This is a genomic window from Paenibacillus sp. MDV22-iso6 (genome assembly GCF_058408365.1).
In genome coordinates, this window is sequence record NZ_JBZVDZ010000008.1 from 1 (window position 1) to 13,922 (window position 13,922).

Annotated in this window: 13 protein-coding genes, 1 pseudogene and 1 riboswitch; all 14 genes and pseudogenes read right to left on the reverse strand. The window is 36.0% G+C overall.

All coding sequences use genetic code 11. The annotated features are described in order from the left end of the window. Nucleotides 1–824: 824 nt before the first annotated feature. Nucleotides 825–2,201, reverse strand: a complete 1,377-nt coding sequence (locus AC4PM4_RS21715; protein WP_063568417.1) for an NCS2 family permease — start codon at nt 2,199–2,201, stop codon at nt 825–827. Between the two features lie 179 nt (nt 2,202–2,380). Continuing rightward, a riboswitch (purine riboswitch) is annotated at nt 2,381–2,480 on the reverse strand. Between the two features lie 296 nt (nt 2,481–2,776). Next, nucleotides 2,777–3,028 carry a hypothetical protein gene (locus AC4PM4_RS21720; RefSeq protein ID WP_064642317.1) on the reverse strand — a complete coding sequence of 84 codons (252 nt, stop codon included), beginning with the start codon at nt 3,026–3,028 and terminating at the stop codon, nt 2,777–2,779. Nucleotides 3,029–3,124: 96 nt separating this feature from the next. Further along, nucleotides 3,125–4,165 carry a leucine-rich repeat domain-containing protein gene (locus AC4PM4_RS21725; protein ID WP_491614543.1) on the reverse strand — a complete coding sequence of 347 codons (1,041 nt, stop codon included), beginning with the start codon at nt 4,163–4,165 and terminating at the stop codon, nt 3,125–3,127. 179 nt (nt 4,166–4,344) lie between these two features. Continuing rightward, nucleotides 4,345–4,548, reverse strand: a pseudogene (locus tag AC4PM4_RS21730) (GMP synthase (glutamine-hydrolyzing)); the annotation flags it as partial. Nucleotides 4,549–4,714: 166 nt separating this feature from the next. Beyond that, nucleotides 4,715–5,437: a hypothetical protein gene (locus AC4PM4_RS21735; RefSeq protein WP_491614544.1), complete on the reverse strand. Its 723-nt coding sequence runs from the start codon at nt 5,435–5,437 to the stop codon at nt 4,715–4,717. A 652-nt stretch (nt 5,438–6,089) separates the two neighbouring features. Beyond that, nucleotides 6,090–7,181: an RES family NAD+ phosphorylase gene (locus AC4PM4_RS21740; RefSeq protein WP_491614546.1), complete on the reverse strand. Its 1,092-nt coding sequence runs from the start codon at nt 7,179–7,181 to the stop codon at nt 6,090–6,092. Beyond that, nucleotides 7,181–8,125, reverse strand: coding sequence for a sce7725 family protein (locus AC4PM4_RS21745; RefSeq protein ID WP_491614548.1), 945 nt, complete (start codon nt 8,123–8,125; stop codon nt 7,181–7,183). The genes AC4PM4_RS21740 and AC4PM4_RS21745 overlap by 1 nt, the downstream gene beginning before the upstream one ends. A gap of 2 nt (nt 8,126–8,127) precedes the next feature. Next, nucleotides 8,128–8,937, reverse strand: a complete 810-nt coding sequence (locus tag AC4PM4_RS21750; RefSeq protein WP_491614549.1) for a sce7726 family protein — start codon at nt 8,935–8,937, stop codon at nt 8,128–8,130. A gap of 674 nt (nt 8,938–9,611) precedes the next feature. After that, complete coding sequence (locus tag AC4PM4_RS21755) at nt 9,612–10,676, reverse strand: hypothetical protein (protein ID WP_491614551.1); 1,065 nt, start codon at nt 10,674–10,676, stop codon at nt 9,612–9,614. A gap of 684 nt (nt 10,677–11,360) precedes the next feature. Further along, nucleotides 11,361–12,116, reverse strand: coding sequence for a TIR domain-containing protein (locus AC4PM4_RS21760; protein ID WP_491614552.1), 756 nt, complete (start codon nt 12,114–12,116; stop codon nt 11,361–11,363). A gap of 159 nt (nt 12,117–12,275) precedes the next feature. Next, nucleotides 12,276–12,590, reverse strand: a complete 315-nt coding sequence (locus AC4PM4_RS21765) for a hypothetical protein (RefSeq protein WP_491614553.1) — start codon at nt 12,588–12,590, stop codon at nt 12,276–12,278. Between the two features lie 66 nt (nt 12,591–12,656). Beyond that, entirely contained in the window at nt 12,657–13,100 is a 444-nt protein-coding gene (locus AC4PM4_RS21770; protein WP_491614554.1) for a hypothetical protein, read from the reverse strand. A 210-nt stretch (nt 13,101–13,310) separates the two neighbouring features. Next, nucleotides 13,311–13,412, reverse strand: a complete 102-nt coding sequence (locus tag AC4PM4_RS21775) for an SHOCT domain-containing protein (protein WP_491614556.1) — start codon at nt 13,410–13,412, stop codon at nt 13,311–13,313. Beyond that, complete coding sequence (locus tag AC4PM4_RS21780) at nt 13,373–13,915, reverse strand: hypothetical protein (protein WP_491614695.1); 543 nt, start codon at nt 13,913–13,915, stop codon at nt 13,373–13,375. The genes AC4PM4_RS21775 and AC4PM4_RS21780 overlap by 40 nt, the downstream gene beginning before the upstream one ends. Nucleotides 13,916–13,922: the final 7 nt, after the last annotated feature.

Sequence of the window (13,922 nt, forward strand, 5' to 3'; positions counted from 1 at the left end):
CCGCACCGTGTTTCTCGTGTTTTCTTGGCCGGAATTAGAATATACCATGTACAAATTTCGAATGCAAGCTTTATTTTCAATTTATCTGTGAGGGGTTCTCTTCTTCCTCTCTACTCCTATTTATACCTTATACGATACTCATCCCTCATCAGCAACTATCTTTCTAATCTCGGAGAATAGCAACTCTCTCACATTACAATAGTTTCTATTATATATAGTAGAGTGTCTTTCAAACTGGCTATATCCAGCTGCTATTTAATTCTCGTCGTGCTGTTTTTCAATTTTGCTATTTTGGTATACACATAGGGCCTGATGATCTTACCATCCGATCCGCTTACATCAAAGAAAACCAACGTTATGCTTCTTAGTCAACTCACGCATCAATTTACAGGCATCTTACGCAACAGACCATGCGAATGCAGCATAAATCACTTCTTTTCCAAGAGAGTATTCTGTTAATCAATTATCTGTTCCCGCTCCTTCCATCGCTTCAAACACATCATCGTCCACATTCATAGAAAGAAATGCCCGAATAGGAATGCTCCTCCGACCACTTTCGACTACTTTGTATGCTCACTATACCATCTTCATAAACGACGCTTTATCAAATGGAGCTCTTGGCTGGATAAAAAATCATCAAATCATAACTCATGTATGTTCCTCCTTTATATATAGAAGGAAGAAGAAAGTCAAAGTTCATGCTACATATATAGAAGAAACAAAAAAGCGAAAGCCCCGTTAATGTACCAAGGCTTCCGCTTCTTTTCATTTGTACAATAATAAATACATCATAAGTATCTGACCCAATCCATTCAGTCAAACCTTTATTCCCCACCTATAAATACATACCGACATATAACAATGATAGCCAATATCCACATAAGCCAGTGTATCTTCACTTTGCGATCCGTAACCAGGTTACCGAATACGGCCAGGATTACATAAGATACAATCCCTGCAGAAATCCCGTTTGCAATTCCTCCAGTGAAAGGCATCAATACGATGGTAAGAAACGCCGGGAAAGCTTGCAGGAAGTCATCCCACTCAATGCTACGAACCTGATTCATCATCAAGACACCCACGATGATCAACGCCGGAGCTGTTGCAGCGGACGGAACAACCAATGCCAGTGGAGCAATAAACAAAGCCAGGATGAACAGGATACCTGTCGTTACAGAGGTCAGACCTGTACGTCCACCAGCTTCGACGCCAGAGGCACTTTCAACGAATGCGGTAATTGTACTTGTACCCAGTGCAGCCCCTGCACTTACACCCACTGCATCGACGAGCATTGCTTTACCAATTGTTTTCTCGCCTTTCTTCTTGTCCTTCATAATCCCCATTCGTGTTGCTGTACCCACCATTGTTCCAAATGTGTCAAACAGCTCTACAAAGGTGAAGATGAAGATGATTTCAAACAATCCAAGGCTAATTGCACCTTTCAAGTCCAGTTGTCCAACCGCCAGATCGCTGAAGTTAGGCAACCAGCTTGCACCGGATAAACCGCTGAGATTCGTAACGCCCATGGGGATACCAATCAACGTTGTAGCAATGATACCGATTAGCAGTGCACCTTTGACGCGCATAACCATCAGTACAGCAATAATGAGCAGTCCAATCAGTGCCAGTAACGCATCATGATGAGTGATGAAATTACCCAAAGACAGATTAAAACTGCTGCCAGGAATCGGTTGGCTCAGATCTGCATCAGGTGCAACATTGACTGTTACAGCGACCAGATTAGCCAGTTTGAAACCTACAATGGTAATAAAGAGACCAATACCAACTGTGATTGCCATTTTTAATGAGTCTGGAACTGCAACGAGCAGCATTTGACGAATTTTGGTTACTGTCAAAATAATAAACACGATACCAGAGATAAATACGGCTCCGAGAGCTGCCTGCCAGGAAATCGCACCGTTGGAACTCAGAACCACGGTCATGAAGTAAGCGTTCAAACCCATACCTGGTGCAAGGGCGATCGGAATGTTAACGAACAATCCCATAATGATGGTCATCAAACCAGCACCTACAGCTGTTGCAAAAAATACTGCATTGTCCGACATACCGGCTCCGGCCGATCCCAAGAACAACGTGTTTACGAAAAGAATGTACGCCATTGTCATAAAGGTAGTAAGACCCGCAACAATCTCCGTTCTAACGTTCGTTCCGTTTTCTTTTAATTTAAAGAAACGATCCATAATTCAATAATTCCCCCTTAGAGATGTTGAAGCCTTTTGAAAAACGACAAATACCCCTGAGATGAATGCATCACCCAGGGTTTTAACTGATGAGGAGTGGCACGGTGCCAATTAGGGAGAACAAAAAAAATTCTAATGTGCGTGATGTCATGCCCGACGCAATCATGTAGAATTCATGTGCTCAGCCTTCTCCTCTTCGTAGCCAGATCATTAGGGTGATCTCGTAGAGACTCCCAGGCCAATCCCCGGGATTATACGAAGTAGTATGCGCTATTTGTGTGTTTCCAATCACTATTTTAGGAGGGTTACCTCTAGTTTGTCAATGAGAAAAACGAATATTATTATCACTCATCATATAAATCGTTCGTATTATTTAACAAAATGAACCAGTTCAGCGGTTTACCACCCAAATTAAACTGAGGTTTCACAAATCAAAAAGCTACCGCAATCAAAGGCGGCAGGCACACTTTGATTGCGGTAGCTTCATGGGTTACCGTTACCAAGAAGATGGTTATGTGATGAGGATCATGTATTTGGATATTCAAAAAGCTTTGATAGGTCCTACGCCATATATTCTAAATCTCTGTCTGAAGCACGTCCTGTGCCTGCTGTTGTTCCTGACCTGTATTATCGGTCGATCCCTCAGACAATTCCTGATTCTGTGCTTGATCGGAAGATGAATCTGCTGCCTCTAAGTTCACAAATGAAGAATCTCCCGCACCAAGAGCCAAGTCCTGCATACCCGAGCCGCATCCTGCCAGCATCACCATCAGAAACGCACTTCCAATGCCCATCTTCCATTTGCTCATATTGTCGGTTTTACGCATACATTCAATTCTCCTTTCAGTTGCCATATAGCCGTATTCTGTACTTAGTGTACAAGCCCGACATGAAAATAATATGAAACGAACTTAAAAAAGAAATTAAATATTCAGAGATTCATCGTTATACCACCATCCGCTCTCATCCCACATGCCTGCTGCCATTATCGCCTGCTTCGCCACTTTTTGCTGTTTGGCACTTTTCAAATGAACGATCATTCTTTCCAAGGATTTATGATAAATCAGGGATTCGATATCTTCGGCATTAATATGCTTCATTTGCAGAAGAGCGAGCTCTTTCAGACTTTTGGAAGTCTTTGCCCAGTCAATATTCTCCACATTCACATTGTTCAGGAAAACACGCTGTAATTCAGTCAGATTTTCAAGAGACGCCAGACTCGTTAGATGCGGCTGGTCCTCTATCCCTAATAAGCGCAATCCCTTCAATTCAGGCAATACGGATAGGTCAGATAATCCTTTCACCCTTAGGAGCTTCAACAATTGCAAGGAATCCATGCCCGCAAGGCTATCCAGATTCTCTGCTCCACCAAAACTGAGATGAAGTTCGCGCAAACCCGTTAAATCTTTTAAGTATCCCAATTCCTTTAATGGCATTCCCGAAACATAGAGGGACCGAAGTGAAGACAATGTTCCGATCGTTTCGATGTTAGTTGTATGACCATTCACACTCAGCGTTTTAAGCTCGGTAAAGCGGTTAAGTACGGACAAATTGGTTTTCTTTGTTTTAGTTTTGCCGATGTGGAGCTGCTCTAAAGTGTTAGGTACAAGTGTTAATACATCAAGAGATTCCGCTTCAAATACGTCAAAAGCAAATTCTTTTAACCTTAGCATTTCACCTAAGCCCTCAATCCCATGAACGCGTCTATTACAATCAATCACAAGCTTTTCTACATGGTTCATATATCTTAGACCAGACAAGTCGCCAGATTGCGAATGAAAGCCATATATGCGAAAAGTAACATCGGGTCTGTTGGCAAACAGCTCCTCATTCAATATCTGCATCAGGTTCACATCCGGGATATTGTGCTCGCTGTATTGAACAATCTTTAGCTCAGGATGAGCCGTAAATGCGACAACCTCCTCACGAGTCCATCCCGAGTTGAGTTCGATTCTTTCCTTCATCCGCTATTATTCCTCCTTACAGAGTTTCTTCTTCGTAATATCTATTGGTTGGTCCATTGATTATCTAAACCAAAGTATAAATAACGTCTGGCGCAAACACAAAATGAAAAGAAAAAAGAGACCGAAGCTCCTTTGACGGAAACTCCGATCCCTTGTTATTAAATCTGTATAGATAACTTCTATTCCCACTCAATCGTTGCTGGTGGTTTGGAAGTTACGTCATACACGATACGGTTTACGTTATCCACTTCGTTAACGATCCGCACGGAGATTTTCTCCAATACGTCCCAAGGGATACGCGCCCAGTCAGCTGTCATACCATCGATGGATGTTACAGCACGGATACCTACAGTGTAGGAATACGTACGCGCGTCACCCATAACCTGCTTCAATATTAGGTCATTACATGTCTATTATTGTGTTATTTTATAGATCAATTGTAGCGGGTGAACATGGTAAAATCAACTGCTAATCTGCCCACTCTCACTTAGAATTTCATTTTGTCCTTTCACTAAAGACCATCCCATCAAGTATCAGATAGTTCAACACCTATTGATATTCACGTTCCATATTAGCTCTTGCTTCAGCAAGCCATTCAGCTTCCATCTCTCTTTGAATTTCTTCCCCTTCAGCCTTTTGCTGCTTCAAGTCATCTAATGCTCCATCCATGCCATCAAAAAAGTTACTCATTTCTTCCATACGTTGTTTTAGATTCACAATATCAATCCGTTCTTCTTTATTGAATACTGGATTCAATTGTTTAGTGATGGGATACCTAAAGTTAAAAGAGCCCTCGTCCATATCGTGATATTCTCTAACATAGGATTTAACTGCGTTAACCAGTTCTTTATGATGGATAGTATCACTTGTGCTTAATAAGATTGGCTCAACCTTATTCCATATTTTAATTAAATTATGGCTTACTTTATTGATTGTCTCCAACCTCTTTTTTGGTTCATCATCCGAATAGTCCAAATAAAGTGATTTCAACGATAATTCTAAGAACTGCCTATAATTGAAGATGATTGGAAAGACGTATGTATCCAATTTGGCTATATCTTTTGATGTGATCGCCAAAACCACAGCGGCATCACTAACCGATTTATAACCTTTAATGTAGCCATAGAACTGAGATTTCAAACCCCATCCAAAATGAGAGAAGTGATAATAGTTGTTTGTTCCTTTGAATAGCCTCTCGCCTTTTTTAGGAAGTTTAAACACTAGGCGCTCACCAGAAGTATCTTCAATATCATTATCCTCAAAATTAGACATTACGTTTCCCCCTTTTTTATGCGCATTCATAAAGAACTACCATATCCCAATAGAATCGAGGTGAAAATTGGCAAGAAGTCGTAAGAAAACCCTTAAATTCTTGATCTAGCCACGTAACTCGGAGTTGGTCGCGTATTTCTATTAGCCTTCCTTCAACAGCCCCCTCAGCAAGTATGGTAAATTGGTGATGCATGACTGATGAGCAGCATGATGTTTGAAAGAGATCTTAGACAGTTCTTGGCGGTAAAGGGAATTACGGCGATGATCTACTCGTCTGTTCAGGTTACGGTTAACTGGTTATGAACAAAGTCAAGAAGTATTCTATTTCAAATCCATAACGAATCAATGGTGAAATCTACTATTTCGATCATCAATGTCAATAGTTTAAGTGAATTCTAATGAAATCTTACTGCTGAATATTGAGCAACTCAACAACATCCAGATACTCTCCTCCATCTATAGCTTTCATTTCATGTAAATAAAAAATACTGTCCGAGCCTTTGAGACAATCGTCTGTTATTACAGATCCATTCATGCGTGATGTATATGTATGTGATACGAATTCAACTTTGTTGTTAGCAAGCAATTCATCAGCTTCAGCCTAATTTTCGTTTTTAATTAAGAAAAACGAACGTTCTTTGCAAAACATTGGTTATCTTTGTACCTCCACATGACTGTAGCTTAAAGATTCAATAATTCGTTTTTCTATACGATTACAACTAAGTATTTCAGGATCGAATAGCATAAGGTTATATCCTGTGGTACTTACAGTACTTTCAAAGACAATTCCATCGTACCCTGCCCCTCTTGTCTCATTGAGACTTTTGATAAAGTCTACAATAAATTGTGTTGGTAGGTAATCCAATTTGCTATCACCACTTCTTACAGGCTTTGAAATATCTTTATTCATTTGATTAAAAGTTTCGAGATTAATTGCATATATCACAGGATCTTGAAATACAAATACGTCTAATTTCTTTAAAACTCTAAAATCTACTACTTTTAAAGGTCTCCTTATAGGAAATTTACCTAAATATATTGTATCACCCTTGCTAGGTCTGATTTCGGAAATTGCTGTTGAAGTATCACTTGCAAGATACAAATGACTTATACCTTCTGAATTTGCTCTTCCAGCGGTAGCAAATTCTTTTGGAGGAGCTCCCATTTTATCAAGTGTGAGCTCCCCTCTATTAGAAATTCTTGCACGAAAGAAAACATCATCATCTAAAGTTGAAGTTAGTCTTCTAAGATAGTCCTCTAACACATTGTAATTTATGTGTTTTGAATGAAATCTGTTCTCATGTTTGATATATTGAACAAACTCATTCCATGACTTCCCTTTTAAAACTGCATAATCATTAAGATACTGTTCATTCTTCCATTCTAGTATTCCAACTTGATTACTTAAAAAGGGCAGTTTATCTGGATAATTAGCCTCCAATAAAACATGTAAAAACTCATGAATCTTAGTACTACTCAAATTATTAAATATGCTCCAGTTCTTTTCGAAATCATCTTTAATACTTATTAGTTTATATTGTGAATAATTGTATGTAGTTAGCTCAGTTGCAATTTTAAATATGCTGATAATATCGTTAAATCTTTCATCAAGACCTGAGTCTTCTGAGGTATTATATACATGTACTTCTACACTATTGCAAAAATGACAATTTCCTATTTTCTTCAAACTTTTAATAATGCTTTTTATTTCCTCAGATAAGAAACAATTCTCACAACAATTCATTAGACCCCCTCCTCAAGAAGGTTCCCTATTAATTCTAAGTGGTGCATAATAGATAACTTTTTTATAGTTGGTAAGCCCGGGTATGTTCCATGTTTATAATGTTCACTAAAAATCCCCATTGCTAAGGTATTCATTCTAGAATCCTCTAAATAAGCAGAATACCATGCTATCAATTTCTCTAATGCTTCAGAAAATTTCCCCGCTGGATCACTAGTATCATCGTTAGAGTCTGAGACAAAATGTCTTATTTCTAACGCATTCTCTTGATTAGGGTATACAATATGAATTGCTACTGCATACGGGGCAAATCCTCCCTCATTATATTCCGCTCCAACAACTGAGTAATCAGAAAAGCCAATATAGCCTTCCTCTCGAAAGTACAGATGTTCTTCAGAAAAGAACTCATTTTCCACTTCTAAATAATCCACATTTCGTGTAAGTTTGTTAAACTTATCATCTAATCCGACTATATTTACATTATTTAATTGTCTTTTAAAGGCATTATCCGTCGGAATCAAATTTAAAAATGGTTTGTTATCAGCGAACTTATCTTTGTATAAGTTAACAAGGTTCTTTTCTGAATGAATAATAACAATATCATTCAATCGTATATCCAAACTTTTAATTAATGAATTTAATTGACTATCAGAAATCTTATTTAAGTGGTGAGCTACAACGACCCCTTCACTTCTTAGTATGGTTTCAAAATTGGCTTTGCTAGTAGACAACTCTAATTCTCCTAATAGTGAGCCTACTTTAGGATTACTTATTACAATAATCTTATCTCCTTGTTCAACGAAGATATTAACAGTTGATATTAGAGTGGGACTTAACTTGATCGGTTCGATAATTGGTATTATTTTATTACTCAACCTTCCTTTACTTTTTAATTCTCTAAGCGCAAGTAAGTCATACTGTCTACCTCTGATAATTGGATAATACATACCTAGCCCCCCTCATGATCTAATCTAATGAATATTTCATTTATTTGTTGTATAGAAAAATTGCCTGAATAAATCAGCCACCTAAGGGAATCGGGCAATTTTTTTAACATTCCATAATCAAGCATTTTATTTCTATTATTTAGTTGTTGAAATGTCAATCTTTGAGCTGTACCAATATCTAACTTTTTGAATTGTGTAAGACATGCTCTAAAGTGAAACACTGGCTTTGTGTCAGGCAGAAACTTAAAATGATTTAATAGTATAGTTTCATACTCTTTTTTACGTAATAACTTGAAGATTGATTCATAATTTAATAATGAATCATCAATAATAGCCTTTTTTCTAACACTTAAATACTTCCTCTTATTTAACACGATAATTCCTACATTTGGACAGTCTTCTTTTAAGAGCCTGTAAACTGGATAGTAGTTTTTCTCTGATGTTACAACATACACTTCGCTAAATACAGTATAATAGTCATTAATCTGATAAATCAATCTATCCAAATTATCTAGATCAGTTTTTATTTCAAAAACAGTTCCATTAGAATGATTGATTAACACGAAATCGGCTTTAGAATTGTTAATAACCATCTCGCTAAAAGCCGCAGATGTATTTAGACTGTATCTACCTAAAACTAGCTTGTTAAACAAAACATTCTTAAAGAAAAATTCATTTCTATAACTGTCACTTAATATTTGGTGATTTCTTTCTACTTCACATAAATAAGTGTTGGAATCAAAATCAACAGAGAAAACTGTATCAAGTAGAGCCTTCTTTGTGAAAAATTTATTTAAATAACCATAATCCATGTTTATCACACTTTCTCTACTACTTTTAGAACCTATATTATTTACATATCCCTCGCTTATATCCACCTTTTAATCTATAATAAAAATTCGATATTATCAAACAATTTCCCTTTATTTAAGCTTAACTGAGTGCCCTCTATTTAGCATCCGAAAACATCCTAAATATACTATGTTGTTCCGATTATGTATGTATAACTAAATCGCCCCTCTTCAATAATAAAAATATATTCAATATTGTGTGAGGTTAAATTAATTAGAGTCCATCCATTATATCTGAGGGATGGACTCGTCTTTATTCTTCTATCAGATATACGTGCTTGTAAATATAAATTTAATATGCCTAATCATCGTCGTACATAGCCTCAGCACTTGACCTTTGAAATTCTTCACTTTCTAAATGGGAAGGCTTAATCTCACTATCCAAATACTTCATCGTTACCAAACTATCTATGAGTTCGTTTCTTGATAATAACTTCAAGAATTTCTATATTACATTCATTTTTCTTATAATGTACTTCTACTCACGTTTGATAAACGAAAAGATTGATACTTTTGAAATTCAAAATTCCTAACCCTTGCTTGTCAATTACGCACTCCAAGTTCATTATTCTTTATGATTTTCAATTTACCTAATTTGATCTTTCCCCTGAAAAACTACTTATGTAAAAAAGAGTTTAGTCACTTCCTAGCAGTAAGCTATAATCTCTGGAGTCATGTCTTTCCTTGTTCTGTTTCCAATTTCTATTCCCACTATCATCTATTTCACTGTTAAAAATATCTCTCATTTGTTCTGTGCTTAAAGCATCTTGCACAACCCTTGCCTGTTTTTCTTGTTCTACCTTCTTCATAGCCGTACTATGAAGTTCATCCATTTTGGTTTTACCTGAAGGTGATTGTGATATTCCTTTAATTCGTGCTATCGCATGTTCTTTAAGCACATCACACTTGGTAGTCAAATATACATACATATCATCTTTATCTAAGTATTCATCTGTAAACCACTTATGTATTCTCGTTTCAATTGATTTCTGTTCTGAGACCATAGATTTCAATGCTGTATTCATCTCTTTGTTAGGATTCCATTCGTTCTTATTTTTATCTTGAACAGAATACCTATTCGTTTTCTGTCGCTTTGAACCGTCTGGTTTAGTGTAATATTCTCCTCTTTGCTTTGAAATAATCCCCTTTTCTCTGCATGTTTCAATTACAGTAACAGCAGTTTGACTTGAAATTCCAAGTACACTTGCCCACTCACTGAATGCAATACTGTAGTTAATATTCTCTCGCCAAGCGGTGTATATTAAAACTTTAAATTCTTTGGCTGAATCGGTTTTAGTAAACATCTTATCTGTTGCAGATATGTAACCACTGTACTTAGATCCACCACTATAAACTGGACTAGTGTAAATGTTATCATCAACACGCGGCAGAGTGATTTCCAAGTATGTTGTATATTTTACATCCTTTATAGGATAATCAATGTTAATGTAACCTTTAGATTGCAAACCAAGTATTGCGTTTAGGATTCGCTTTTTATTTCGAGAGTCATTTGTTTTATCGAATTGAATTATAGGATGGAGTAATTCAACATTCACAATTGCAACAAGTGGATTCCTAGCACTGACTAATCTGCCAATATGAAAAAAGACAAGGAACTCATCGTCAGAAGCAAAGTATTGAGTTTCATGAGCAAACATCTTCATGGGGATAGGGACATAGGGTTCTTTCATTATTAACATCGCACTCCTTATTGCGCACAGCACCACTCCTTCTCATGTTCTTATGTTAGTTTATGTTTTTAAGTTATTTCTTTTTATGGTATCTACTTTAAAGAAATTGTACGTGAGCATACATATTTTTTGAATCTTCACTTGCCGTTTGTATAAATTCCTACACTGTTTATCAACAAACTGTACGAATCCATACAGTATTTTCGAAAAATACAACCTCCTTCTATCTGTCAGAATAATATTGTATCAGAATAGAAAATTTCCGAAAAGCTATTTACATTCGATTTTGTTCATCTATTTCGAGGATTGAACAATTTGAATTTGGAGATTTTATTGAGAAAAGGGGAACGGAAAATAACACTTGTAAATTTAATTTATTTCAGCTATTTGCAACATTATCTTTAACAGCAAATCTGTTTTCATTTCTATTTGATTTTAAGCATAGGTGGCAAAGGAGAATATATAAGCTGTAATTACAGCAATAATGGTATTTTTCAATAATAAGAAGCTCACCATAAGATGATGAGCTTCTTATTTAATCCATATGAAACACGCTATTACGGACTAGCCTTCTCGATACTATTAGAAAGTTGTACCTCTATACAGTGACCATAGAGACTCTCATTCAGATGGCACTTCCACCAAGATGTTTTAGAACTTCCCCTCCGACTCTTGATAACACCAACTAACTTCTTAAAGAAAATTAATTTGTATCTTAGCTTCCTTCAACTCTTTTCTCAAGGGCAGCTCCACTTCTTCGACCGACTTCAAGTAAGGAAGGTATGCTACTCCATTTATATCTGACGGTATATCTACGCTCGACTTATTAATACAGCATACTTTTGATCTTCCAAGTTTTGCATAGAAAAATCCCAACTCAAATATTACATTTTGCCTTGCCCGAAACCTTAGATCGGGTTTTTCATTCTCAATGTAAAGCCCTCCGACATCGTCTGGCGTTAATAAAACAACCGCGTAAATTACATCCGAATGCCTTTCAAACTTCTCAATCAATGTTTGTCCGCTATTAGCCATTCTACTTAAGACTATCGGTTCTAATCCTAGTCTGCTGATCATGTTTTCAGTTTCTAATAAAGCAATGTTGTCTCTCCCATGAACAATAAAAACTTTCTTTGATTCAATTGCGCCAATATGATCTTTATTATGTAGTTCATTTTCGTTATCAAGTGTTGATAGCATTTCTTCCAAAAAATCAATATGATTCATCAAAGACTCATATCCATTGTCATTAATAGTTTTACCAGTAGAAGAGTAATGAAAGTTCTTAAATTTAAATGTACTGAGTCCTAATTGTTGAGATGACAGGTTTAAGTCATCAACGAATTTTTCGAAAATATCCACTCTATACCAGTCACCTCTGTAACTTATTATATCTTTTATAATTTTCCTGCATTGTAATACAACAATCTTTTTTTCTTGATTAATCATTCTACGCAACTCCTAACGAGGCATTTTATGGTAGTATACCATCACCTTTCTTATGATTACACACTATCCCCAACCTAATTCATACTAAAATAGGCACTCCAATTAGTGTTATTTGCCTCGGAGTGCCTACTTATATCAAACTATAGTTTAAGGATTATCTTAATCATCATCATCATCGTCGTACATAGCCTCAGCACTTGACCTTTGATATTCTTCACTCTGCAAATGGAATGGTTTAATCTTACTTTGTCCATACTTCAACGTTACCAATCTATCTATAAGTTCATTTCTTGATAGTAACTTTAAGAATTTCTCTTGATCTACCAGTTTTCTTTCAATTTTCCACATCAGTTTTTCTACTGCAATAATTCTCTCATTCGTAATTGAAGAAGTTGAATTCACATTTTCAGAGAGAATCTTAATCTCTTCAGTAAGTTGGTCTATCTTATTTTCAAGTGTATCATCTATATTCATTTTTCTACCTCATCTTTTCCTATTACTGTCAATGAAATATCGATTCCATTGAGTGTATTTATTAAATTACTCTTCGGCTAATTCTGATTCAAAATATTTATCCATTTCATTTTGTCTTTCTTCTGTGTACTGGCGGAAGTAATTAAGTTCTTGATGCCATTCAGGTGTAAATATATTAAGGATTCTGCCATTAACAACTTGGCTAATTTTTACATTTGAGTTGTTACACACATACAATCTAGATTCATATCTGTATGGGTTGTAAGAAGTCCCCTCATCATATCTTTTAGGTTGATTTAAAATGAGAATGATAATTTTGTAATCATCTGTTTGCGGAATACTTTCAATGTCCCAAAGTATCTCAGGCTTTCGATCACCAGATATCCGTTTAGAATCATTTTTTGTTTTAAAATATGCTGGTTTTTTCTTGTTAACGTAGTTCACTATAACTTCTTTACCAATTAACTCAAACAACGGAATACCTTCAATTGAACTTGGAAAATCAATCAATGTTTTACCTCCAATTCGTTTTTTACTTATCTAATTTGGCTCTCCCCCCTTTTAATGAAAGCTGAATAATGTACTAAAAAAAGCAGAGTAGCTAATTAGCCACTCTGCTTTTCCGTAAAATTTTGTATTTGACTCTTTGAAATAGGTTTATCAGTAAGTTCATATTTATCATCTCTTTCGTTTTATAGTGCCGAAGCTTAACAGTATTTTTTACCCTATGAGCTTCTTCTTTTGAGATTCATACTCATCTAAACTGATTATTCCCTCTTCTTTTAGCTGGTCAAGCTTTCTAAGTTCATCAGCAACGGACATATACCTTGATAATTATTACCATTTGTCGAAATCTCTTTTCGCTTATCTTCCTCATCAGCTTGCCTAATAAGAACCCCCATTAGCTGATGACAATGATACGCTGTATTGTAGCCTTCTTTGTATTCTTGACTGTCCTTTGAAAATGCAGAAAATTCTGAATCCAAAAATATAATCTTATGAATCGGATTTTTAGTATCATTGACAATTACGTTCAATTCAATCTTTTTGACTTTTTCTTGACTTGTTGTCGAGCCAGAAAGTCCTCCTATCAATGCCCAAACACCACCAACAAGTATGCCACCTAACAATGCACCACCAATTTGGCTACCTCTTTTCGTAGAAGTAACACTAATACCATCTGTCAAAATCTCAAATTTCAATATGTCATGATAGTTGTAAACTTTATCTTTGTATGAATTAAGGGCAATGAATGAGATTTGTTTGTTAGTTTCATCAATTGATAATGTAACATCTCCATTCGCTGAGGGTAGCTTTGTGACGATTTGTAGT

What these genes read in the sequence shown, in the direction of transcription:
- AC4PM4_RS21735 (WP_491614544.1), bottom strand. Translation starts at nt 5,437, where the DNA reads ATGTCTAATTTTGAGGATAATGATATTGAAGATACTTCTGGTGAGCGC.
- AC4PM4_RS21745 (WP_491614548.1), bottom strand. Translation starts at nt 8,125, where the DNA reads ATGTATTATCCAATTATCAGAGGTAGACAGTATGACTTACTTGCGCTT.
- AC4PM4_RS21775 (WP_491614556.1), bottom strand. Translation starts at nt 13,412, where the DNA reads ATGTCCGTTGCTGATGAACTTAGAAAGCTTGACCAGCTAAAAGAAGAG.
- AC4PM4_RS21760 (WP_491614552.1), bottom strand. Translation starts at nt 12,116, where the DNA reads ATGATTAATCAAGAAAAAAAGATTGTTGTATTACAATGCAGGAAAATT.
- AC4PM4_RS21740 (WP_491614546.1), bottom strand. Translation starts at nt 7,181, where the DNA reads ATGAATTGTTGTGAGAATTGTTTCTTATCTGAGGAAATAAAAAGCATT.
- AC4PM4_RS21720 (WP_064642317.1), bottom strand. Translation starts at nt 3,028, where the DNA reads ATGCGTAAAACCGACAATATGAGCAAATGGAAGATGGGCATTGGAAGT.
- AC4PM4_RS21715 (WP_063568417.1), bottom strand. Translation starts at nt 2,201, where the DNA reads ATGGATCGTTTCTTTAAATTAAAAGAAAACGGAACGAACGTTAGAACG.
- AC4PM4_RS21765 (WP_491614553.1), bottom strand. Translation starts at nt 12,590, where the DNA reads ATGAATATAGATGATACACTTGAAAATAAGATAGACCAACTTACTGAA.
- AC4PM4_RS21755 (WP_491614551.1), bottom strand. Translation starts at nt 10,676, where the DNA reads ATGTTAATAATGAAAGAACCCTATGTCCCTATCCCCATGAAGATGTTT.
- AC4PM4_RS21725 (WP_491614543.1), bottom strand. Translation starts at nt 4,165, where the DNA reads ATGAAGGAAAGAATCGAACTCAACTCGGGATGGACTCGTGAGGAGGTT.
- AC4PM4_RS21750 (WP_491614549.1), bottom strand. Translation starts at nt 8,937, where the DNA reads ATGGATTATGGTTATTTAAATAAATTTTTCACAAAGAAGGCTCTACTT.